The organism is Rhizorhabdus dicambivorans, from assembly GCF_002355275.1.
Lineage (GTDB): Bacteria > Pseudomonadota > Alphaproteobacteria > Sphingomonadales > Sphingomonadaceae > Rhizorhabdus > Rhizorhabdus dicambivorans.
This window is the reverse complement of sequence record NZ_CP023449.1, coordinates 4,019,387-4,041,335: the sequence shown is the minus strand read 5'-3', so window position 1 is coordinate 4,041,335 and position 21,949 is coordinate 4,019,387. Positions and strand designations below refer to the sequence as shown.

Genomic DNA, 21,949 nt, shown 5'->3' with positions numbered 1-21,949 from the left:
CCGGGGCCATCGAAGGTCCCTGCCCGGTGTGGCTCGCAAGAACCGCTCACGGCCACGCCCTCCGCCGGGGCGATGGACAAAGAAAAAGGGCCCGGCGCCACCCGGCACCGGGCCCTTTTCCCATCTCAGAGGATGCCTAGAAGCGGACCTCCGCTTGCAGGACCACCGCGCGGGGCTCGCCGGCCACGGCGAACACCTCGCCGGTGCCGCCCGGCTTGTCGACGCCGATCGTCGCGTAGCGCTTGTTGGTCAGGTTGCGGCCGATCACCGCCAGCGACCAGTTGTCGCTGCCGGGGCTGAAGCGGGCACCCGCGTTCAGCACCAGATAGCGCTTCTGATAGCCCGCCGGATTTTCCTGGAGCGAGGCATAATAGCCCGAAGTCCAGCGATAGTCGGCGTTGAGCGACAGCTTATAGTCGTTCGACATCGGTATGTCGTAGACGCCGCCGCCCGTGATCGTCCAATGCGGCGCGCGATAGACGTCCCGGCCGCTGAGGTCCTGCGCGCGCGCGGTGGCTGAACCCGGCACCGGCAGGCAGCCCTGCGCCGCCGTCTGACCGGCGTAGCACTGCGCACCCGCGAAATCCTCATATTCCGCGCGGTTGTAGGAGACGCTGCCGCGGAGCGTGAGCCCATCCATCGGCGTCCGGTACGAACCTTCCAGCTCGATACCCTTGGTGATGGTGCTCGCCGCGTTCTGGGTCTGGAACACAGCGGTGACGGCGTTGAGCGCGGTCAGCTGCAGGCCCTTATATTTGTAGCGATAGGCCGTGAGCGAGCCGGACAGGGCACGATCGAACGCCTGGAACTTGGTGCCGAGCTCGAAGCCTTCCGCCTTCTCCGCACCGAAGGTCACATTGGCCAGGTTGTTGCTGGCGGCGAGCGTGCCGAGATTGGAGAAGCCGCCCGACAGATAGCCCGTTTTGTAGGCGCCGTAGATCATCAGGGTGCTCGACGGACGCCAGGTCAGGGTTGCTTCGGGCGAGGTGTTGGTCTGGGTCTGCTTGCCGATGATATGATCGCCTTCGGCCTTCAGGCCGAGCTGGTTCCGGTTCACGAAGGCATTGGACAGATCGGCCTTCTTGGTTTCCCGGGTATAGCGCGCGCCGCCCGCCAGTTCGAAGTTATCCAGGAACTTGTAGGTCAGCTGGCCGAAGACCGAGAAGGCGTGGCTCTTGTTGTCCTGGATATTGTCATGGCTGTGCAGCCTGCCGTTGCGCGGATCGGCTGCGATCGGGCCCAGGAAGCCGCCGACCGTGAAGGTGCGGTCGTTATTCTCGTAATGGCCGCCCGCGGCGAAGTTCAGCGGACCTTCGAAATCCGAGACAGCGCGGACTTCCTGGTAGAAGCTGGTGTTCTTCTCCGTGTTGTACGACCAGAAGAAGGTATAGGCGGTTGCATCCGCGTTGCCCGAGCTGCGGAAATCATAATGGTAGAGGCCGGTGACCGAGGTCAGCGTGATATCGCCGGCCTTGTAGTTCATCGACAGCGTCGGGACGATGGACTTGTTCCGGGCCGACGGACCGCCCGTGTTCCAGCTGCGGATTTCGGGCCAGGCCGCTACCACCGCCGGCGGCAGGTGGCCCTGCGAGGAGCGATCGTTCAGCTTGCAGTCGCCATAGGGATCGATCCGGCCCGACGAGGCGGGCTGGGTGCGTCCCGCAGGACAACCCATGACTTCGGAGAAGGACTGCAGGCCCTGGCCGGAATAATGCGAGCCGAGCAGCTTGAAGGTCGCATCAAAGCCGTTGCCATTGTCATAGGCGAGCGTCAGACGGCCGGAGAGCTTCTTTTCCGCGCCCAGTCGCTTGTAGCCGGCGGGTACGAAGGTGCCCCCTGCCTGGAGCGCGGGGGTCGTGCGGAACGGATCGGCGATGCCAGGGCTCTGGTTCCGGATATAGCCTTCGCTGTTGCTTCCGTAGATGGCGACGCGATAGCCCCAATTCTCGTTGATCGGCCCCGATATCGCGGCCTCGATCGACGACTGGTCGTTGGTGAACTCATAGCCGACGCGCGCATAGCCCTCGAAGCTGGAGGTCGGGCCGGCGCTCTTCAGCGCGACCACGCCGGCGGGGCTGTTCTTGCCGAAGAACAGCGACTGCGGGCCCTTCATCACGGTGACTTCCTGGATGTCGAACATCGCGTCGTTCAGCAGGCGGCCACGGCTAGTCGGCAGGCCGTCGACGTCCAGCAGCACCGATTGCTCGATGCCGGCGTCGAGGTTCGACGAACTCACGCCGCGCAGCGCGATCGACGCGCCCGATCCGGTGAAGCCGCGATCGAACGAAATCTGCGGTGCGACGATGCGGATATTGGCCAGGGTGGTCATGTCATATTGGCGGATCTGCGCGGCGTTGACGGCTGCCGCGGCGACCGGCACGTCCTGCAGGCGCTCTGCGCGGCGGCGGGCGGTAACGAGGATCTCGCTACCGTCGGCGATCGATGCCGCTTCCCCGGCAGCCTGCGGGGCGGTGGCAGCGGACTGGGCAAATGCCGGTGCCGCGAAAGCCGCTGACAGTGCGGCGGCGGTCAGCAAGGTGCTGCTCTTCAGGCTGGCGCGGTTGCGCGACGCCATTGCTCGGAAATCCTGCATGCAAATCCCCTTCCGTTGTGGGTCTTGTTGCCCCATCACTCTTGAGTTGCGCCGCGCATATCGTGTCGATGCGAAGACGCGATGATCGATATAATGGCTCTGCGCGTCCGACCGCATTGGCCAAAAGGCCAGTTGCCGTGAAGCGAGCATGAATGCGATTTCTCATGACCATCGCGGCCCTCGTCCCCGGCCGTCCGGAGGTTCCTCCGTCGCTGACCTAGCCTTTTTAACGGGCCGGCCCGGGCGGGGTCTTTCGATAGGGCTGGAAGCTGGGAGGGACCATGATCCAGCGTGCGGACTTTATCATCGTAGGGGCCGGCTCGGCGGGCTGCGTGCTCGCCAACCGGCTGAGCGCCGATCCGGACGTCACGGTGATCCTGCTGGAAGCCGGTGCCAGGCCGGGCCATTTCCTGGTCCGGATGCCGAAGGGCTTCGCGAAGGCGGCGCTGCGCCCCGATCTAGCCTGGAACTTCGCGACCGAGCCGCAGCCGCATCGTGGCCGCGCCGGGGAGATGTGGCCGCGCGGGCGGGTGCTGGGGGGCTCCAGCTCGATCAACGGCATGATCTACATTCGCGGCCAGCGTCAGGATTATGACGACTGGGCGGCGCGGGGCAATGCGGGCTGGGACGGCGCGGAGATGTGGCGCGTCTTCCGCGAGATGGAGGACCACAGCCTCGGTGCCAGCGAGACGCGCGGGGCGGGCGGGCCGTTGCCCGTCACCGCCGGCCACTACCGCTACCCCTTCGCCGAAAGGATCATCGCGGCCGGCGAGCAGATGGGGCTGCCCCGCAGCGAGGATTTCAACGCACTTTCGCAGGAAGGCATCGGCTATTTCGCGCACAGCATAGCCGATGGCCGCCGGATGAGCGCGGCGGCGGCCTTCCTCGATCCGATTCGCCATCGACCCAATCTCCATATCGTGCGCGATGCCCATGCCGAGCGGATTGTCTGGGACGGACGCCGCGCTATCGGCGTGCGAGCGTCGGTGGGGGGAAAGGTCGTCGAGTTCCGCTGCGACCGGGAGGTGATCCTGTCGGCGGGCGCGATCCAGTCCCCCAAACTGCTCCAGTTGTCGGGTGTCGGCCCGGCCGCGTTGCTCCAGCAACTCGGGTTGCCGGTTGTCCATGACAGCCCCGGCGTCGGCGCGCATATGCGCGACCATATCGGCCTCTCGATGAGCTACCGGCTTCGCGACGAGCCGGGACACAACCGGCGGCTGCGCGGCATGGGCCTCATGGCCAGCGTGGCGCGCTACCTGCTCCGGCGCGACGGGATACTCAGCACCGGCCCGTTCGAGGTCGGGGCGTTCGCCCGCACCGATCCCTCGCTCGACCGGCCCGACGTGCAGCTCTATTTTGCGCCGATCAGCATGGAGCCGATCGTGCCGGGCCAGGGCTATGTCGGTGGGCTGGAGGCGGAACCGGGCCTGACCGCCGGCGCCTATCTGCTGCGGCCCACCAGCGAAGGCCATGTCGCCATCCGCTCACCTGACCCGGGCGAGCAGATCGCCATCCATCCCAACTGGCTTGCGACCCCCGAAGACCGCACCGGCATCATCCGCATGGTGCGCTATGCGCGGACAATGCTCGCACAGCCGGCGCTGGCCCCGTTTATAGCGCACGAGACGGTACCCGGCCCGCAGGCCGCCAGCGACGAAGAGATCGCGCGCGAAATGGACCTGACCGCGCGCACCGGCAACCACACCACCGGCACCTGCTCGATGGGGCCGGGTGGGGACGCGGTGGTCGATCCGCGGCTGAGGGTTCATGGCGTCGACGGCGTGCGTGTGGCCGACTGCTCGATCATGCCGACCCTGATTTCAGGCAACACCAATGCGCCCGCCATGGCGGTGGGCTGGCGCGCCGCCGAACTGATCGCGGAGGACATGCGTCGGCCGGGTTAGCGCGACCGAAGGAGAGGAAGAATGAAGCCCATGAAGGCACTCGACGATTATGACCTGATGTCGAAGGAGTTCCAGGAGGAGTCGTTCGAGTTCTACGAGCGCCTCCAGAAGGAGGCGCCGGTGTATAATATGCCGGGCACCGACGTGTATCTCGTCTCGCGCTTCGACGACATCAAGGCGATCAGCCTCGATCCGGCCACCTTCTCGAACAACCTGTCCTACGGCATGATCCAGGGCGAACGGTGGAAGCTGTACCAGGACATTCTCGAGAGCCGGGGATGGGGGATCAAGCGGGTGCTCAACGGCGCCGACCTGCCCGAGCACCGGCGCGTCCGCAAATATCTGGATTCGGTCCTGAACGCGCGCAACGTCGAGGCGCTGAAGCCGCGCATCCAGGAAGTGACTGACATGCTGATCGATCGCTTCATCGATCGGGGCGAATGCGACTTCATGCGCGAGTTTGCCTTCCAGCTCCCCTCGCTGATCATCGCCGAGCATCTCGGCTTCGATCCGGACAACATCGAAAATTTCTTGCGATGGGCGACGACCACATCGCGGATCACCAATCACGTCCTCTCCGAGGAGGAACTGCGCGAGTGTGCCGAAGCCGAGCTGGAGATGCAGCATTATCTCCATGAGGTGATGGAGCAGCGCAAGCGTTCGCCCGGAAGCGATCTGCTCAGCCGGATCGTGATCGAGAACAGCGGCGAGAATGTCGACAATCAGCCGTTGACGGAGCAGGAACTGCAGAATGTCCTGCGCGACGTGATCACCGGCGGCTTCGGCACCGTCATCAACATGCTCGGCAATTCGCTCTATCTGCTGCTCACCCATCCGGAACAGATGGCGAAGCTGCGTGCGAACCCCGATCTGATGAAGAATTTCGTCGAGGAATCCCTGCGCATGGACACCTCGATCGCGGTGTTTCCGCGCATCACCACCCGCGAGGTCGAGATGCACGGCGTGACCATCCCGAAAGGTGCGCTGATCGGCCTGTGCCTGTCGGGCGCCAATCACGATCCCAGCAAGTTCGCCTGCCCACATGCCTTCGACATCGAGCGGCAGGGGGCGGGATCGCACATCACCTTCAACTTCGGGCCGCACACCTGCCCCGGCCGGCTGCTGGCGAAGATGGAGCTGCAGATCGCGTTCTCGACCATCCTGCGCCGGATCGAGGATATCGAGCTGGCCGAGGACCTGCCCAATCCGCACATGGCCAACTGGCGCCATCGCAATATCGAGCGGCTACCGATCCGTTTTCGCCGCGCGAGGTGAATGAAAAGCCTTCCGCTCGCCCTTGCGGGAAGAGTGGAAGGCTTATGGAAGAAGCCGGGGGCGGCTCTTACCAGGCCGTCCAGCCGCCATCGATCAGCAGATCCGCGCCGGTCATGTAGGTCGAGGCGTCGGAGGCGAGGAACACCGCCGGGCCGGTCAGCTCGCACGCCTCGCCGAGCCGCCGCATCGGTGACCCTTGCGAGATACGCTCCACGAAATCCGGCTCGTTGTTGGTGATGTCATCCCAGGGGAAGATGCCCGGGCTCAGCGAATTGACCCTGATCTTCTTGGGAGCGAGCTGCACTGCGAGATAGCGGGTCAGCTGGAGCAGGCCGCCCTTGGTCGCGGCATATTGCGGCGGGGTCAGGCGGCCGGTGCCCTCATAGAGGGACGGTGTGGGGCTGACATGGGCCCAGATCGAGGTGATGTTGATGATCGAGGCCGAGCCGGTCGCGGCGACTGCCGCCTCGAGCGCGGGCAGGGCGTTGGTGACATTGTCCTGGGAGGCGATCAGGCCGCTGTCGACCATCGCGCGGAAAGCCTCCAGCGACGAACTGGCCGACGGGCCGAGCCCGGTGATCGCGTTGTTTACGAGGACGTCCAGCCGGTCGAGCCCGCCGAGGAAGGCGTTGGCCGCGTCGCGGTCCATCACGTCGAAGGCGGCGATCGAGGCCGAATGGCCGGCGGCCGCCAGTTCGTCGGCGAATTCCTGCAGCTTGGAAGCGGTGCGCCCGTTGAGGATCACATGCGCGCCCGCCTGGGCAAAGCCGATCGCCATGGCCCGGCCGAGATGCCCAGCCGCGCCCGACAGGAACACCGTGCGCCCGTCGAGGCGGAAGCGGTCCTCATGGGTCGGAAAGGTTGCGACGTCGGTGGTGCGGGTGGTCATGCTCGGCTCCTCTGTGTCGGCGTGGAGATGCACCAGCGAGACGAGGGACTGAAGCTAGTCTTTTGCGTAGAGGCGTTCGATCGATATCGTTGCCCCCGGCCTTCGCCGGGCCGACGCTCGTTGCGGAGCTGTCGCCTCACGCAGCCTGGGCGGGAACCAGCTCCTGCTTGAGCACCCGGCGCAGCAGCTTGCCCGTGTCATTATACGGCAGCGCGTCGCGGAACAGGACGAGGCCCGGCACCTTGGTCGAGCGCAGGCGGGTCTTGACCCAGTCGCGCAGTTCCTCGGCCGGGGTCGGTTCGCGAACGACCAGCACGGCGGCGACCGCCTCGCCCCATTCGTCGTCGGGCACGCCGAGCACGGCCACGTCGGCAACCGCCGGATGCTCACGCAGCACATCCTCGATCTCGCCGGGGGAGATGTTCTCGCCGCCGCGCACGATCACGTCGTCCAGTCGGCCCTCGACGAACAGATAGCCGTCCTCGTCCATCCAGCCGGCATCGTTGGTGGGATACCAGCCCCCCTCGCGCAGCGCCGAGCGGCCCAGATATTCGCCCGACACCTGCTCTCCGCGCACCCAGATCTCGCCTGCGGTACCGCGCGGCACCGGCTGGCCTTCGGGATCGCGGATGTCGAGTTCGATCGATGGGATCGGGATGCCGACCGAGGACAGCCGCCGTTGCCATTTCGGATCATCGGAAGCAATCGCGGCGCGATGATCCTCGGGGCTCAGGAAGGCTATGGTCGAGCTGGTCTCGGTCAACCCATAGGCATTGACGAAGGAGACATTCGGCAGCTTCGCCATCGCGCGCCGGATCACCGGCTCGGGCATGCGGCCGCCCCCATAGGACAGGTGGCGCATCGCGGGCAGGTCCTTGCCTTCCTGATCGAGCGTGTCGAGGATGCGGCCCAGCATGGTCGGCACCACCATCGCCTGGGTCACGCCGTGCTCGGCCGCCGCTTCCACCCATCCCTCGGGCGTGAAGGCCGGAAGCTGGACCAGCGTGCGGCCCGCATAGATCGAGGTGAGCACCGCCGAGATGCCGGCGATATGATAGGGCGGCACGCTGACCAGCGCCGCCTCATCCTCGCCCGCGGCCATGAACTCGACGGTCGAGATGACATAGGAGGTGAGGTTCGCGTGGCGCAGCACGCCGGCCTTGGGTTCGCCGGTCGTGCCGCTGGTGAACAGCAGCACCGCGATCTCATGTTCGGCGGGGACGAAGCCGGCGGGTTGCGGCGCGGCGGCGAGCAGTTCGGAGACGGTGACGACTTCGACCCCGTCGATCCCAGCCACGCGCGGGGCCATGTCGTCGTCAGCCACCAGCGTCGCGGGGGCGGTGCGCGCGACCAGTCGACGCAATTCGGTGTCGGGCAGGCGATAGTTCAGCGGAGTGAACGGCTTGCCGGCCAGCGCGCTGCCGAACAGCGCGAGCGGGAAGGCGATCGAGTTGACGCCCACATAGGCGATCTTCTCGCCGGCCCTGGCCGCGAACAGTTCCGCGCTGATCAACGCGCGGCGCTGGAGTTCGTCATAGCTCAGCTTCTGGCCACCCGAGACGATCGCGGTGCGATCGCCCAGGCCTGATGCCGCCATTTCCATGAGCAGCGCGATGTTCATGATGGGGAGTCCTCAGTCCGAAGAGGGAAGCTTCTTGGCTTCCTTCAGGGCAAAGGCGCGGCCCTCGACGCCGAGCGTGCCCTGGCCCGCCTTGGTGCAAAGCGCCTCCATGCCGGTGGCCTCGTCATGATAGCGCTTGCCCATCTGAGATCCGCCGTCGAAGCCGGCGGCGATGGTGCCGCCGTCGGGCTTCGCCTCGGCCGCAGGGACCATCGCCACGCCGCCGCATTCGGGCACCGCGCCGCTGCTGGCCGGGCGCACGACGACCGCTTCGGTGTCGCATACCGCGCTCTTCCAGCGCGATCCGGGGGTGGGCTTGGTCATGCTGCTCGATCCCTTCTCATTCGGCCGCCGCGCGGTGGCCAAGCAGTTCGTGGTCATGTTCGCCGAGCTTCGGCGCGCGGGCACGCGGCACGCTGCCGAAGGCGGTGAAGCGGTAGCTGTCGCCGGGATATTCGACGACGCCGACATCCCCGCCCATGTCGACGGGCACGAAGAAATCGCGCGCGCGGAGATGTTCGTCCTCGAACAGGTCCTCGGGTGCGTTCATCAGCCCGACCGGTAAGCCCTGGGCCTGGCCCTCCAGATACATCTCACGGCTGTCGTGGCACAGGAAGAAACATTCGACGAGCGACTGGATCTCGTCGAACCGCTGCTGCCTGTAGGCGATGTCCTTGAACTCGGGCTCGGTCAGCATCGCCGCCATGCCTTTCTGGTCCATCCACGCGACCAGCATGTCCCATGCGCGGCTGTCGGACAGGATCAGCGTGTAATAGACGTAACGGCCGTCGGCGCACTGGAACAGCGCCGACTGGGTGGGCGAGGGCTGGGCGTGGCGACAGGTCTGCCGCTGGACGTTGACCCGGGGATAGAACCAGAAGGGATTGGCCAGTTCGACGTTCATCGTCGCGGCATTGTGCATCGCGACGTCGACGATCTGGCCGAGCCCGGTGCGCTGCCGGTCGAGCAGCGCCAGCAGGGTGCCGATATGCCCGAATGCCGTCGCGCTGTGATAGGCCTGGTCGCCGCCCGGATTGATCGGCGGGATCGAATGATCGTCATAGCCGCACATGTTCAGCGGGCCGCCCCCGGCGAGGCCGGTGAGGTTCGACGCCTTATAGTCCTTCCACGGGCCGGTAAGCCCATATGGCGTGACCGAGACGATAATGAGGCGCGGGAAGAGTGCCGACAGGGCGTCGAGATCGAGCCCGGCCGCCGCCAGCCGCGCGGGCTGGAGGGTGGAAATGAAGATATCGGCATCGTCGAGCAGCGGCGCGAGCGCCTCGATCCCGGTCTCGCCAAGATCGATCGTCACACTGCGTTTGTTGCTGTTGTACAGCCAGAAATGGAGGCTGCGGTCCGGCCCCGCCTCGCCCTTGGCGAAGGGGCCGATCCGCCGGGTCGGCGATCCCTCGGGCGGTTCGGCCTTGGTGACGTCGGCGCCCATCTCGGCCAGGGTGCGGCCAAGGAACTCACCGCCGGTATCTTCGGCCAGCTCGATCACCTTCAGGCCCGCATAGGGCGCGGGCAGGGTCCGCTCGGAAGTCGCCTGCATCAGATCACCCCTTCCGCGGCATAGGTTTCGTATTGCTCCTCGCTGAGACCCAATATCTCGCGGGTCACATAGCGGTTGTCCTCGCCGAGCAGTGGAGCCGAGCGCCAATTCTCCTGCTCAAGGCGCGAGAAGCGGATCGGCGTACCCTCGAAGCGGGCGGGGCCGATCACCGGATGGTCCATCTCGAAGAACAGGCCGCGCTCGGCGGTCTGCGGGTCATGCTCGTTGAGGTCCTCGGCATTCTGGACGACCGAGGCGGCCACGCCGCGCGCCTGGAGGCGGTGCATCAGATCATAGCGTTCACGCGTGCGGGTGAAGGCTGCCAGCGCTTCTTCCAGCGCATCCTGGTTGGCGTAGCGATCGGCCTGGGTCGCGAAGCGCGGCTCGAAGGCCCAGGCGGGCGAGCCCATCTCGGCGACGAGGCCCTGCCATTCATTCTGGTTGAAGACGCTGATCGCGATCCAGCGGTCATCGCCACGGGTCGGGAAGACGCCATGGGGCGCGGCCTCCTGAAACTCCAGCCGGTTGCCGGTGGGGTAGGCGCGGTCGCGCGTCTTGCGGCCGTTGACGGACACGTCCAGCAGCACCGGACCGACCAGGTTGATGCCCGCCTCGATCGCCGAGACGTCGATCTCGGTGCCTTCGCCGGTGTTGTTGCGGTGGTAGATCGCCATCAGCAGCGCCGCCGCATTATAATAGGCGGCCATGTTGTCCATGTAGGACATTCCCCAGCCCGACGGCTCCTGGCCGGGAAGCCCGCTGATATAGGAGAGGCCGCTCACCGCCTGGACGACGGGGCCGAAGCTCTTGAACTCGGCATGCGGGCCCGAATGGCCGAAGCCGCTCATCCGCGCCATGATGACGTTGGGGACGAGTTCCTTCACCGCGTCGTAGGTCAGGCCCCAGCGTTCCATCACGCCGGGCGCGAAATTCTCGGTGACGACCGAGGAGGTGCGGATCAGCCTTTCGCAAAGCTCGCGGCCGCGCTTGTCGCGCATGTTGATGGTGATGCCGAGCTTGTTGCGGTTGTAATTGTTGAACAGGCCGCCCTTGTTGGGATCGGGGTCGGCGTCTTCCTCGCCATAGGTGCGGGCATTGCCACCCTTGTAGATCGGCAGGCGACGCGGCATGTCGAGCCGGTTGCGGTCCTCGATGCGGATCACCTCCGCGCCGAAATCGGCGAGCAGGCGGGTAGCGACAGCGCCGACCCCCATCCAGCAGAAATCCGCGATCCTTATGCCTTCGAGCGGTGGGCGCGACGGCCGGGGGTGGCGGGCCGGATCAGCCGCCGCAGCCGCCGTCACCGCGGCCCGCTGTTCAGCAACACTCGTCATTCACCTTACTCCTGCCCGTCGCCGGGCCCTTTCGACCGGTTGGCGACACCCCAGGGGGGCCGGGGTGCCGCCGAGCGGAGCCTTATGGGAAACGCGGCGACCGGATCACTGTGACATTGGCCAGTCGCCCAATTCCCAGCGCGTGCATCAGTCGAGGTGGTAGATGCGCGCCGCGTTGTCGTGCAGGATCTTCTGAACCTGGTCCTGGGGCACGCCCTTGAAAACGTCCTCCAGATATTCGGGCGGACGCTGCGCCGAGGTCGCCGGCCCGGGGCTCATGCTGGTCGGATGCGGGAAATCGGTCTCGTACAGGATGTTATCCGGGCCGAGCTGGTCGATCGCGAACTTCACCAGCGGGTTCTGCTCGAACCAGAAGCTGCCGTAGATCTGGCGCTTGAAATATTCGCTCGGCAGCAGGTCATAGACGTCGCCATGCTCCTGGGGCACGCCGCAGTTGATCCACTGCCAGTCGAGTGAAGCGATCGCGAAGGGCAGCCAGCCCACGCCGCTTTCGACCGAGACGAAATTGAGGTTCGGGAAGCGCTGGCAGATGCCGCCGCAGATGATCTGGGTGATCGCGGCGGCGTTGCCCATGAAGAACAGCACGCCCATCGAGGCATAGTCGGCATGGACCGGGGTCGACGCGTCCATCACCTTGTTGACCTCATGGTCGCCCGATCCGATGTGGAAGTTGACCGGCATGCCCATTTCCTGGGCGGCGGCCCACAGCTTGTCCCAATGCTTGTTGGTCAGCTTGGGCTGGGCGAAGCAATGCGGTTCCGAGGTGAAGACGAGGCCGCGATGGCCCATCTTCTTGCAGCGCTCCAGCTCCTTCAGCGTCTCGTCGAGATCCCAGAAGGGCAGGATCGCCTGCGGCAGGAAGCGGTCGGGCGCGACGCTGGCATAGTCGGTCTGCCAGTCGTTATAGGCCTTGACGGAATCGAGCATCAGCTGCTGGCTCTCCAGCTTCACCAGCGTGCCGGCCTCGAAGAAGATGACGTTGGGGAACAGCACCTGCGCCTGGATGCCGTAGTCGTCCATGACCTTCAGGCGTTCGGTCTGGTCCCAGGTATAGCGGTGCGCTTCGCTCAGGGTACGCGGGTGAAAGGGAGGATGCTCATGCCAGCCGGCCATCGCGGGCGATCCGGCGCCACCGGCCCGCTTGTCGCCAAAGAACCAGTAATCGGTGCCATCGACGTTGCGGACATGGGGAACGGCATCGCCATATTTGCTCGAAACCCGGGACGTCCACAGGTCATAGGGTTCGACGACATGGGTATCGACGTCGATGATCCGATAATTGTTGGTCATCATGTTCATGGCGAAATCCTCATCCGCTCGCGTGGCTGGTCGCGGCGGTCGAATCGGCCGCGCCAGGTTGAGTGGTTTATGTAGATTATCATCAGGAATTACAATCGAGGCCGTGCCGCGCCTCACCTGACCTATTCAATAGGTCAGGGCGAAAAACGGCTCGGCGCATGGCCTTCTGTACACGGCAAGGAGGCTGGAATGCAGTTCGCGCTCGCGCCGGAAACGCTGACCGGAATCGGCCCCGCCGAATTCCTGCGGGTCGCGGCGCAGGTCGGATTCCGCCATGCCGGGCTACGGGTGATCGAGGGTCAGGGAGCGCTCGACGCACCGGCGCTGGTGCGATCGCCCACCACCATCGCCGACGTGCGACGCATCCTCGATGGCGAAGGGCTGGTGATCAGTGAGCTTGAATGGGTGGGGCTCGACGGTGCCACCGACATCGCGGCGCTCGGGGCCGGGCTGGAGATCGGCGCGGGCTTCGGCGCGCGCCATCTTTGCGCGGTCGTCACCGACTCCGATCCGGCCCGCGCGGTCGACAGGTTCGCCGCACTCTGCGAGTTCGCCGCTGAATTCGGCCTTATCGTCGACGTCGAGTTCGTGCCCTTCACCGCGATCCGGACGATCGATGAGGCGGCTGATCTGGTCGCCCGCAGCGGCGCCGGCAATGCTGGGATCATGTTCGACATCATCCACCACCTGCGCGGCGGCGGCGATCGGGCCGCGATGGTCCGCCATCGGGCGCTGGTCCGTCAGGTGCAGCTCTGCGACGCTCCCGCCCAAGCTCCCCAGGCCAAAGGTGATCGCATCCGCGAAACGCTGCAGCATCGCCTGCTGCCGGGCGAGGGCGGCGGCGACGTCATCGGCGCGCTGGCGGCACTACGGCCCGAGGTGCCGATCAGCATCGAGGCCCCGAACCACGCCCGGCTCGCGGCGGAGGGCGCGGTGGCCTATGCCCGCCGGGCGCGCGAGGCGGCGGAGAGGATTCTCGCCAGGGCGGCTCACCTCCAGAGCGACGCGTAGATCGCCTCGATCTCGGTGGCGTCGGCGATGCGCGGATTATTGGCGGGGGAGCCGGAGGCGATCGCCTGGCTTGCCATCAGCGGGATGCGTTCGTTCCAGCGTGCGGGATCGATGCCATAGGCCGCCGGGGTCGGCACATCGAGGTCGGCGTTGAGCGCGGCGAGTTCCTCGACCAGCTTCGCCACGGCCGACTGGTCGCCTTCCTCGGCATCGGCGAGGCCCATGGCGCGCGCGCAGTCGGTGTAGCGCGGCAGCGCGGCGGGCGCGGAGAAGGCGGTGACGGCGGGCAGCAGCATCGCGTTCGACAGTCCGTGGGGCACGTGGAAGAAGGCGCCGATCGGCCGGCTCATGCCATGGACCAGCCCCACCGAGGCGTTGGAGAAGGCGATGCCGGCGTGCAGCGCGCCCTCCATCATGGCGGCGCGCGCTTCACAATCGCCCGGATCGGCGCAGACGCGGCGGATATTCGGCGCGATCAGCCGCATTGCCGACAGCGCCATTGCGTCGGAAAAGGGGTTGGCGCGGCGCGAAACATAGGCCTCGATCGCATGGGTCAGCGAATCGATGCCGGTGTCGGCGGTCAGCCGGCGCGGTTTGCCATGGGTCAGTTCGTGGTCGACGATCGCGATGGTCGGCAGGAAGCCCAGGCCGATGCACAGCATCTTCTCGTCGCTTTCCTCATCGGTGACGATGGTGAAGCGGGTCGCTTCGGATCCCGTCCCCGCCGTGGTCGGGACGGCGACGATCGTCAGGCCTGGCCGGTCATTCTGGGTGGGGGCCTTCATCTCCGCATAGGGGATGGGATGGACCGCCCGCCAGGCGATCGCCTTGGCGGTGTCGATCGGGCTGCCGCCGCCGAAGCCGATAACGCAATCATGCTCGCCCTCGTGCAGCGCGGCGAGCGCGCGGTCGATCAGTGCGACGGTGGGGTCGGGCTCGGTCTCGGTGAAGCAGCGCGGTTCGATTCCCGCCTGCGCCAGGACGCCGAGCAACCGGTCGAGCATGCCGCTGTCGCGCATGAAGGGATCGGTGACGATGAAAGGCCGGGCGAGCTGGCACTGGTGCAGCGCTTCGGGCAATTCCGCCAGCGCGCCGCCGCCTACCCTGATGATGCGGGGCAGGTTTATCGCGGGCATATTCATTCCTTCCATGCGGTGGCGGGCGGACGATAGCCGCTAAAGCCGTGCCTCTGCAAAACCAGGATCGCCATACTAGCACATCCTCCAGTTCGTATCGGGCCGCCAAGGGTGGATCATGGCGCCATGCACGATATCAATCTGGACGCGATCCGCATTGGTTCCCCGGCGGATGTCCGGCCCGCTGCGCTGCGGGTGCAGGAAATGGTGCGCGATCTCGTCGATCTCAGGGTGGCGATGGCGCATAATATTGCGGTCAGACAACAGATGCTCGACGCCGACGGCCATGTGCTGGCGACCAGCGTTTTCGGCTGGACCGGGCATGAGCTCGATCGCTGGTGGCGCAATCCCCGTCACGCGCTCCATTCGCCGCTGGCGCTGGCCTGCCGTTATGAAAGCGAGCCCTTCTGGATCAATGCCGACGGCATCCGGACCCAGATACCCAATCCGCTGCTCGACTCGGTCGACCTGACCGATTTCCAGCGGCGGGGCCTCACCCCGTCAGCGATCGTCGTGCCGGTGCATCTGCCGTTCGGCCAGATCGGCGCGGCGAGCTTCCAGCCGCGCTCGATGGAACGGACCGACCTGTCCCGCGAATATGAAGCCTATGGCGATGTACTGGGCGTTATCGCGCGCACCTTCATTGCCGGCTATGTTCGCACCATGGGCCCGCCCAAGAGCCTGCCGGTCGATGCGACCTTGAGCGAACGCGAGGTGGAGTGCCTGCGGCTTGCGGCGATCGGCAAGACCGATCACGAGATCGGTGCCATGCTGTCGCGCAGCCGCGCAACGGTCCGCTTCCATATCCAGAACGCCGCGATCAAGCTCGATACGGTCAACCGCAGCCAGACCATCTTCAAGGCGGCGCGGCTCGGTTATATCGGCACAAACTTCACCGAAAACTGATGGCCGCCTCCGCCCTGTCACAAGGGACAGCTTTCGCGGTCCCGGCTAATTCCTGATTATGATCTTGCTGAACTGGGTATGGGCTCATAGCCTTCGTGCCAACAGGCGATGCATGTGGGAGACGGGGCGGATGCTGGATTTGACTCATCTCGATCGGGTAAGAATCCGCCGCGCCGCCGATATCGCGCCCGCCGCCGAGGCGTTGCGGGCGATCGCCGATGGGATGGCCGACTGGCGCGTCGCCGCGCTGCCGAGCATGACCCGTTGCGAGCCGATGCGCGATGCGGAGGGGCGGCCGCTGGCATCGGCAGTGTTCGGCTGGGAGGTGGGCGGCGACATCTGGAGCGGCGTGCTGCGGCGTACGCTCGATTCCCCGCTGCATGTCGCATGCCGTTATGAAAGCGAGCCCTTCTGGTGCAATTCCGAAGGATTCCGCACCATGGCGCCCAACCGGCTGCTCGACCGCATCGACCTTGGCAGTTTCGAGCGGCGCAGCCTGGTTCACGCCGCGCTGGTCGTGCCGGTCCATATGCCGTTCGGCGGGATCGGCGCGGTCGCCTTCATTCCGCGCGATCCGCGCCAGACCGACCTGGCCGCCGAGTTCGCCACGCATGCCGACACGCTGGCGGCGATCGTCCGGCCGTTCATCACCGGCTATAATCGCGTGACCGGCGACAGCCTCAGCCTCTCGACGACGGACTCGCTCAGCCGGCGTGAGGTCGAGTGCCTGAAATGGGCGGCACTGGGCAAGACCGACGTCGAGATCGGGATGATCATGTCGCGCAGCCGCGCGACCGTCCGCTTCCACATCCACAATGCGGCACTGAAGCTCAACGCGGCCAACCGGAACCACACGGTCTTCCGGGCGGCGCAGCTCGGCTACATAGCGATGAGCGCCTGACGCCGCTTCCCCGAAAGAATGAAGAAGGAAACGACATGAGCTGGGGCTTTTCGACCGATCCCATATTCCAGGCGAAGCTCGACTGGATCGAGCGCTTCGTCCGCGAGGAGGTCGAACCGCTCGACCATATCTGCGACTTCAGCCCCTACGACGTCCATAATGCGCGCCGCAACGCGATCGTGAAGCCGCTGCAGGCCAAGGTGCGCGAGCAGCAGCTGTGGGCCTGTCATCTCGAGCCCGACCATGGCGGCCAGGGCTATGGCCAGCTCAAGCTGGCGCTGATGAACGAGATACTCGGCCGATCGGCGTTTGGGCCGACCGTGTTCGGTATCCAGGCGCCAGATACCGGTAATGGCGAGATATTGGCCAAATTCGGGACCGAGGCGCAGAAGGCGAAATATCTGCAGCCGCTGCTCGACAACGATATCGTCTCCTGTTTCTCGATGACCGAGCCGCGTGGCGGATCGGACCCGACCCAGTTCACCTGCAAGGCCGAGCTGGTCGGCGACGAATGGGTGATCAACGGCGAGAAATGGTTCTCCAGCCATGCCCATGTCGCGAGCTTCCTGATCACCATGGCGGTGACCGATCCGGACGCCGCACGCCACAATCGGTTGTCGGCGTTCATCGTCCCCGCCGACACGCCGGGGCTGGAAATCGTCAAGAACATGCCGCACGGCAACAGCGCCTGGCCGAGCCACGCCTATCTCCGCTACACCGACGTGCGCGTGCCCAGGGACCATCTGCTCGGCGAGCGGGGCGGCGGCTTCACCGTCGCGCAGACGCGGCTCGGCGGCGGCCGCATCCACCATGCGATGCGGACCCTGGCGCAGTGCAAGAAGGCACTCGACATGATGTGCGAGCGGGCGCTGAGCCGCTTCACCCAGGGCGGCCTGCTGTCCGAGAAGCAGCTGGTGCAGGAGAAAATCGGCGACAGCTGGATGGAGATCGAGCAGTTCCGGCTGCTGCTCCTCCAGACCGCGTGGAAGATCGACGAGTATAACGACTATAAGAAGGTGCTGCGCGACATCGCGGCGGTGAAGGTGCTGATGCCCAAGGTGATGCACGACGTCGCCTCGCGCGCCTTGCAGATCCATGGTTCGCTGGGCCTGACGCCAGACATGCCGTTCATCGATCAGGTGATGGACAGCTACCATACCGGCCTGGCCGACGGCCCCACCGAGATACACAAGCTCACCGTCGCCAAGCTGACCCTGCGCGAGCACAAGGGCACCGACGATCTCTTCCCCACCGGCTATATTCCCTATCAGCGCGAAGCCGCGCTCAAGAAATATGCCGACTGGGTCGAGCAGGACATCGCCGCCTGAGGCCGACCGGAAGGATGATTGCAGGATGATGGAAGACCTCGCCCTGGCGGCGCGCGACAAATGCGCGATCGTTGGCATCGGCAAGACCGAATATTCCAAGGATTCGGGACGCAGCACATTGGCGCTCGCGACGGAGGCCGCGCGCGCGGCGATTGCTGATGCCGGGCTGAGCCCCGATGATATCGACGGCATCGTCCGCTGCGACATGGACCGGACGATGCCGGTGTCGGTCGCGGCCGGGCTCGGCCTCCGGCGGCTGCACTTCTGGGGCGAGACCGGCCCCGGCGGAACGGCGCCGTCGATGATGATCGGGCTCGCGGTTGCGGCCGTGCTGTCGGGCCAGGCGAAGGCGGTGGTCGTCTATCGCTCGCTCAACGGTCGGTCGGAGGACCGTTTCGGATCGCCCAGCGGCCCTCGGGCGCGGGCGGGTGGCTTCGGCAGCTATGACGAGCTGTACCAGCCTTACGGCCTGCTCACCCCCGGCCAGCATTTCGCGATGATGGCGCAGCGCCACATGCACGAATATGGCACGAAGCAGGAGCATCTCGGCGCGATCGCAATCGCCTGTCGCGAGGCCGCCAATCGCACGCCCCATGCGCAGATGCACGACAAGCCGCTGACGATGGAGGCCTATCTGGCGTCCCGTCCGATCTCGCTGCCCCTGCGCCTGTTCGACTTCTGCCTGGAGAGCGATGGTGCCTGCGCCGTCGTGGTGACGACCACCGAGCGCGCCCGCGATCTGGCCAAGCCGCCGGTTACGATCCGGGCGGTGGCCGGCGGCCAGCCGTCCGACACTAGGGCGGGCATGATGTTCCCGGCACTGTCGCGCGGCGACGTCACCGACATCGGCGGGCGGCAGGCGGCCGAGGAACTGTGGCGCCGCGCGGGTCTCGGCCCGCAGGATATGGATTTCGCCCAGCTCTACGACTGCTTCACGATCAGCGTTCTGCTTCAGCTCGAAGCCTTCGGCTTCTGCAGGGCGGGCGAAGGCGGCCCCTTCGCCGCCTCCGGCGCGATCGCGCGGGGCGGTTCGATACCCATCAACACCGCCGGGGGAAATATGTCCGAGGGCTATATGCACGGCCTGAACCATTTCTACGAAGCCGTTCGCCAGCTGCGCGGGGAGGCCGACAATCAGGTCGAGGGGGCCCAGGCCGGCCTCGTCACCAGCGGTCTCTATCCGTTCGGGTCGGCCGTGGTGCTGGGGAGGAACGCATGATCCTGCCATTTACCGAAGATCGCGATACCGGCCCCTTCTTCGCCGCGGCGCGCGAGAACCGGCTGGTCTATGCTGCGTGCGAGCATTGCGGGCGTGGCAGCCATCCGCCGGCGCCTTTCTGCAGCCATTGCCGCGAACCGCGCAGTGCCTGGCAGGAGGCATCGGGCAAGGGCAGACTGTACAGCTTCACCACCGTCACCCACCAGATCCATCCTGACTATCCGGCCCCCTATGTGCTGGTGGTGGTCACCCTGGACGACAATCAGGACGTGCGCCTGATCGGCCGGATCGATGGCGACGCCGCGCTGGAGATCGGCCAGCCGATGGAGGTCTGGTTCGAACAGGTCGCCGATGACGTCACGCTGCCGCAATGGCGGCCCGCGTCGGCCTGACAGCTTTAATTCCCGGGAGAGAGACATGGCCACGGCCAAGACCAAGTTCGGCATCCAGACCTACGACTATCCGCCTGACCAGTTGCTCGCGCTGGCGAAAGCGGCCGACCGCCTCGGCTTCGAAGGGCTGTGGATGGGCGAGCATTATGTGAACCCGTCATCGTTCCAGAGCGCCCATCCGGGGCATACCGAACGGAGCGAGGTGACCGAGGACGACATCCTCGGCCCGCACGTCACCCTTTATGATCCCATCGCCTTCCTGTGCGCTGTGGCGGGCGCCACCCAGCACCTCAAGATCGGCACCGCCATCGTCATCGTGCCGTTGATGCACCCGCTGCTGCTGGCACGCGCCACCGTCACCGCCTGGCATGTCTCGGGCGGCCGCTTCCGGCTGGGCACCGGCGCGGGCTGGCTGAAGGAGGAGTTTGATATCCTCGGCGTGCCCTTCAACGAGCGCGGCTCGCGCCTCGATGAGGCGATCGACATCATGCAGAAGGCTTGGGCCGGCGGCTATTTCGAACATAGCGGCAAGCATTTTCAGTTCGAATGCAGCCAGCAGGTGACGAAGGATCCGACCCCGATCCCGCTGGTGATCGGCGGGAATACCGGTCCGGCGCTGCGCCGCGTCGCCCGCGTGGCGGACATGTGGATGAACTCGGCGATGATCTCGCTGGAAGAGGCGCTGCGGCTGCGCGACACCATCGAGGCCGAACGGCGCGCGCTCGGCAAGAATGAGCCGCTCTCCTATATCCTCCGCCCCGAATCCCCGGACGTCGAGACGGTCGGCAGCTTCCTGGCCGAAGGGTTCGACCATATCGTGCTGTGGGGACCGCACCTCTGGCCGAAGGGAGGACCGCTGAGCATCGCCGAGAAGGAAGCGAAGCTGGCGGCCTTCGCGGCGGAGATGGGCATCACGCCGCGCTGATCGCGCATCGATCGAGTTAGAGGAGGGGCCGGGTCTGTCGATCCGGGCCCCTTTTTCTTTTGTGCCCGTTGCGACTGGGCTGCGAGGTGGCGGCAAGAGCCGGTTGCGGCCCGGGCCTCCGCCGGGGCGACGTCGGGCCTTGATCGTCTGGTGCGCTAAACGACGAGGCTCTAGCCCCGGTCGTTCAGCGCCATCTCCCGAGGCGCGTGGCGCGCCGAGATGAAGAAGAAGGCTGCGGCGATGAAGTCTATCGCCATCGGCAGGGTGATAGCGTAGCGAAGCCCCTCGTCACCCATCCGCGCCGCGAACATGTCGCTGAGCGCGCCGACCAGCACCGGCCCCACGGCCATGCCGAACAGGCCGGCGCTGAACACCGTGATCGAGGAGGCGAGCGCCCGCATCGCCGGCTGCATCAGGGATTGGGTGGTGGCGTTGATCGGCGCGACATAGGCGTTGACCATGACCGACGGGACGATCGCCAGCAGCCAGGACAGTTCGGTGTCGCCGGTCAGGAACTGCGCGATCGCGAAGGGCGGTGTCAGCAGGCAGGCGACCATCGGGGTCCACATGTACCAGCGCGGATCCCGCCGTCCGAACTGATCGGCGCAGAAGCCGCCCAGGAAGGTGCCGATCACGCCGCCGATGCCGGTGAGGAGCGCCAGCCGGAACGCGACGTCCCCCAGCGACATGCCGTGCAGCCGGACGTAGAAGGGCGCGGACCAGCTCATGAAGGCATAATAGACGATGGTGTGGAAGCCGATCGCGAACACCATGTAGCGATAGGTGCGCTTGTTCCACAATATCGCGGCCGAGGTCCTGAGGTCCGGTATGGTGAGATCGCTGTCCGGGCCGTCATGCTGGCCCCGGCGTGGCTCCCTGAGCGTGAGGAAGACGAAGGGGGAGGCGACGATCCCCGCCACGCCCAGGATCATGAAGGTGTGGCGCCAGCCGACCGTCTCGGCCAGCCAGCCGCCGACCGCCAGCCCCAGCATCGTGCCGATCGGGATCGACAGCGCCCAGATCGCCTCTGCGGTGGCACGACGGCGCGGAGTGAAATAGTCGGCGATCAGCGAATGGGTGGTCGGCGCGCAGCCGGCTTCGCCGATCGCGACGCCCATGCGGAGCGCGATCAGCGACATGAAATTCTGGGCGAAGCCGCTCAGCGCGGTCATCAGGCTCCAGACGAAGAGTGAGACGGTGAGGAGGTTGCGCCGGATCGTCCGGTCAGCCAGCCGCGCGAGCGGAAGCGCTCCGATCGTGTAGAGCAGCGCGAAGGACGCGCCGGTCAGAACACCCAGCTGCGTGTCGGAGAGCGCCAGGTCGCGTTTGAGATGGACCTGCAGGACGGTGATGATCGTCCGGTCGACATAGCTGAACACCGACACGAGGAAGAGCAGGACGAGCACATAGCCGGCATAGCGCTGCTCGCGCCGCTTCGCGGCGGAGTCCGGCTCGATCACGCTGGTGGACATCTGCTCTCCTGATCCTCGTACGGGCGCGGCCCGGCCTCCTTATGCACACTCGCAGGCAGGAAGGGCAGGTGGTGCTTTGGCTAGGTGACGAGTAGAACATTGAAAGAACGATCTTGGCACTTTGGATAAGTGAGCGATTCCGGCGTTGCTAGGCGGGCCGTGCCAGGG

The 21,949-nt window shown here is 66.0% G+C and carries 18 protein-coding genes; 9 read left to right on the top strand and 9 right to left on the bottom strand.

The features are described 5' to 3' along the window. Positions 1–136: 136 nt before the first annotated feature. Positions 137–2,593, bottom strand: a complete 2,457-nt coding sequence (locus CMV14_RS18990; RefSeq protein ID WP_176489051.1) for a TonB-dependent receptor — start codon at positions 2,591–2,593, stop codon at positions 137–139. A gap of 281 nt (positions 2,594–2,874) precedes the next feature. Between CMV14_RS18990 and CMV14_RS18985 the strand changes: the two genes are divergently transcribed. Next, entirely contained in the window at positions 2,875–4,497 is a 1,623-nt protein-coding gene (locus CMV14_RS18985; RefSeq protein WP_066961193.1) for a GMC family oxidoreductase, read from the top strand. 21 nt (positions 4,498–4,518) lie between these two features. Continuing rightward, positions 4,519–5,772 carry a cytochrome P450 gene (locus CMV14_RS18980; protein ID WP_066961190.1) on the top strand — a complete coding sequence of 418 codons (1,254 nt, stop codon included), beginning with the start codon at positions 4,519–4,521 and terminating at the stop codon, positions 5,770–5,772. Positions 5,773–5,839: 67 nt separating this feature from the next. Here CMV14_RS18980 and CMV14_RS18975 read toward each other — a convergent pair whose 3' ends face one another. The 6 genes from CMV14_RS18975 to CMV14_RS18950 form a co-directional block, all read right to left on the bottom strand. Beyond that, the gene (locus CMV14_RS18975) at positions 5,840–6,661 is read right to left on the bottom strand and encodes an SDR family NAD(P)-dependent oxidoreductase (protein WP_066961188.1); all 822 of its coding nucleotides are present in this window, start codon (positions 6,659–6,661) and stop codon (positions 5,840–5,842) included. A 136-nt stretch (positions 6,662–6,797) separates the two neighbouring features. Further along, positions 6,798–8,282, bottom strand: coding sequence for a class I adenylate-forming enzyme family protein (locus tag CMV14_RS18970; RefSeq protein ID WP_066961185.1), 1,485 nt, complete (start codon positions 8,280–8,282; stop codon positions 6,798–6,800). A 12-nt stretch (positions 8,283–8,294) separates the two neighbouring features. Beyond that, positions 8,295–8,606, bottom strand: coding sequence for a hypothetical protein (locus CMV14_RS18965; protein ID WP_066961527.1), 312 nt, complete (start codon positions 8,604–8,606; stop codon positions 8,295–8,297). Positions 8,607–8,622: 16 nt separating this feature from the next. After that, positions 8,623–9,837 carry a CaiB/BaiF CoA transferase family protein gene (locus CMV14_RS18960; RefSeq protein WP_066961181.1) on the bottom strand — a complete coding sequence of 405 codons (1,215 nt, stop codon included), beginning with the start codon at positions 9,835–9,837 and terminating at the stop codon, positions 8,623–8,625. Further along, complete coding sequence (locus CMV14_RS18955) at positions 9,837–11,171, bottom strand: CaiB/BaiF CoA transferase family protein (RefSeq protein WP_066961177.1); 1,335 nt, start codon at positions 11,169–11,171, stop codon at positions 9,837–9,839. Before CMV14_RS18955 ends, CMV14_RS18960 begins: the two co-directional genes overlap by 1 nt. 147 nt (positions 11,172–11,318) lie before the next feature. Further along, positions 11,319–12,491, bottom strand: coding sequence for an amidohydrolase family protein (locus tag CMV14_RS18950; protein WP_066961174.1), 1,173 nt, complete (start codon positions 12,489–12,491; stop codon positions 11,319–11,321). Positions 12,492–12,680: 189 nt separating this feature from the next. On the opposite strand from CMV14_RS18950, the gene CMV14_RS18945 reads away from it, so the two are divergent. Next, complete coding sequence (locus CMV14_RS18945) at positions 12,681–13,502, top strand: sugar phosphate isomerase/epimerase family protein (protein ID WP_066961170.1); 822 nt, start codon at positions 12,681–12,683, stop codon at positions 13,500–13,502. On the opposite strand, the gene CMV14_RS18940 is transcribed toward CMV14_RS18945, so the two are convergent. Continuing rightward, positions 13,481–14,638 (bottom strand): iron-containing alcohol dehydrogenase, encoded by a 1,158-nt coding sequence (locus tag CMV14_RS18940; RefSeq protein ID WP_066961524.1) that lies wholly within the window; start codon positions 14,636–14,638, stop codon positions 13,481–13,483. The genes CMV14_RS18945 and CMV14_RS18940 overlap by 22 nt on opposite strands. A 126-nt stretch (positions 14,639–14,764) precedes the next feature. Between CMV14_RS18940 and CMV14_RS18935 the strand changes: the two genes are divergently transcribed. The 6 genes from CMV14_RS18935 (at position 14,765) to CMV14_RS18910 (ending at position 20,309) form a co-directional block, all read left to right on the top strand. Continuing rightward, the gene (locus tag CMV14_RS18935) at positions 14,765–15,544 is read left to right on the top strand and encodes a helix-turn-helix transcriptional regulator (RefSeq protein ID WP_066961167.1); all 780 of its coding nucleotides are present in this window, start codon (positions 14,765–14,767) and stop codon (positions 15,542–15,544) included. Positions 15,545–15,674: 130 nt separating this feature from the next. Further along, entirely contained in the window at positions 15,675–16,445 is a 771-nt protein-coding gene (locus tag CMV14_RS18930; RefSeq protein WP_238147091.1) for a helix-turn-helix transcriptional regulator, read from the top strand. Positions 16,446–16,480: 35 nt separating this feature from the next. Continuing rightward, the gene (locus CMV14_RS18925) at positions 16,481–17,773 is read left to right on the top strand and encodes an acyl-CoA dehydrogenase family protein (RefSeq protein WP_066961162.1); all 1,293 of its coding nucleotides are present in this window, start codon (positions 16,481–16,483) and stop codon (positions 17,771–17,773) included. 25 nt (positions 17,774–17,798) lie between these two features. Then, on the top strand, positions 17,799–18,992 hold the full coding sequence (locus CMV14_RS18920) for a thiolase C-terminal domain-containing protein (RefSeq protein WP_238147090.1): 1,194 nt from the start codon (positions 17,799–17,801) through the stop codon (positions 18,990–18,992). After that, positions 18,989–19,384, top strand: coding sequence for a Zn-ribbon domain-containing OB-fold protein (locus CMV14_RS18915; RefSeq protein WP_066961159.1), 396 nt, complete (start codon positions 18,989–18,991; stop codon positions 19,382–19,384). Before CMV14_RS18920 ends, CMV14_RS18915 begins: the two co-directional genes overlap by 4 nt. A 25-nt stretch (positions 19,385–19,409) precedes the next feature. Then, positions 19,410–20,309 (top strand): TIGR03619 family F420-dependent LLM class oxidoreductase, encoded by a 900-nt coding sequence (locus tag CMV14_RS18910; RefSeq protein ID WP_176489050.1) that lies wholly within the window; start codon positions 19,410–19,412, stop codon positions 20,307–20,309. A 170-nt stretch (positions 20,310–20,479) separates the two neighbouring features. On the opposite strand, the gene CMV14_RS18905 is transcribed toward CMV14_RS18910, so the two are convergent. Beyond that, a complete protein-coding gene (locus tag CMV14_RS18905; RefSeq protein WP_066961156.1) occupies positions 20,480–21,781 on the bottom strand; it encodes a spinster family MFS transporter in 1,302 nt (433 codons plus the stop codon). Positions 21,782–21,949: the final 168 nt, after the last annotated feature.

Bases quoted from the DNA above. Each gene is read 5' to 3' on its own strand.
- CMV14_RS18990 (WP_176489051.1), bottom strand. From the start codon at position 2,593: ATGCAGGATTTCCGAGCAATGGCGTCGCGCAACCGCGCCAGCCTGAAG.
- CMV14_RS18975 (WP_066961188.1), bottom strand. From the start codon at position 6,661: ATGACCACCCGCACCACCGACGTCGCAACCTTTCCGACCCATGAGGAC.
- CMV14_RS18945 (WP_066961170.1), top strand. From the start codon at position 12,681: ATGCAGTTCGCGCTCGCGCCGGAAACGCTGACCGGAATCGGCCCCGCC.
- CMV14_RS18940 (WP_066961524.1), bottom strand. From the start codon at position 14,638: ATGCCCGCGATAAACCTGCCCCGCATCATCAGGGTAGGCGGCGGCGCG.
- CMV14_RS18920 (WP_238147090.1), top strand. From the start codon at position 17,799: ATGATGGAAGACCTCGCCCTGGCGGCGCGCGACAAATGCGCGATCGTT.
- CMV14_RS18955 (WP_066961177.1), bottom strand. From the start codon at position 11,171: ATGACGAGTGTTGCTGAACAGCGGGCCGCGGTGACGGCGGCTGCGGCG.
- CMV14_RS18915 (WP_066961159.1), top strand. From the start codon at position 18,989: ATGATCCTGCCATTTACCGAAGATCGCGATACCGGCCCCTTCTTCGCC.
- CMV14_RS18910 (WP_176489050.1), top strand. From the start codon at position 19,410: ATGGCCACGGCCAAGACCAAGTTCGGCATCCAGACCTACGACTATCCG.
- CMV14_RS18935 (WP_066961167.1), top strand. From the start codon at position 14,765: ATGCACGATATCAATCTGGACGCGATCCGCATTGGTTCCCCGGCGGAT.
- CMV14_RS18950 (WP_066961174.1), bottom strand. From the start codon at position 12,491: ATGAACATGATGACCAACAATTATCGGATCATCGACGTCGATACCCAT.
- CMV14_RS18960 (WP_066961181.1), bottom strand. From the start codon at position 9,837: ATGCAGGCGACTTCCGAGCGGACCCTGCCCGCGCCCTATGCGGGCCTG.
- CMV14_RS18980 (WP_066961190.1), top strand. From the start codon at position 4,519: ATGAAGCCCATGAAGGCACTCGACGATTATGACCTGATGTCGAAGGAG.
- CMV14_RS18925 (WP_066961162.1), top strand. From the start codon at position 16,481: ATGAGCTGGGGCTTTTCGACCGATCCCATATTCCAGGCGAAGCTCGAC.
- CMV14_RS18985 (WP_066961193.1), top strand. From the start codon at position 2,875: ATGATCCAGCGTGCGGACTTTATCATCGTAGGGGCCGGCTCGGCGGGC.
- CMV14_RS18930 (WP_238147091.1), top strand. From the start codon at position 15,675: ATGCTGGATTTGACTCATCTCGATCGGGTAAGAATCCGCCGCGCCGCC.
- CMV14_RS18905 (WP_066961156.1), bottom strand. From the start codon at position 21,781: ATGTCCACCAGCGTGATCGAGCCGGACTCCGCCGCGAAGCGGCGCGAG.
- CMV14_RS18965 (WP_066961527.1), bottom strand. From the start codon at position 8,606: ATGACCAAGCCCACCCCCGGATCGCGCTGGAAGAGCGCGGTATGCGAC.
- CMV14_RS18970 (WP_066961185.1), bottom strand. From the start codon at position 8,282: ATGAACATCGCGCTGCTCATGGAAATGGCGGCATCAGGCCTGGGCGAT.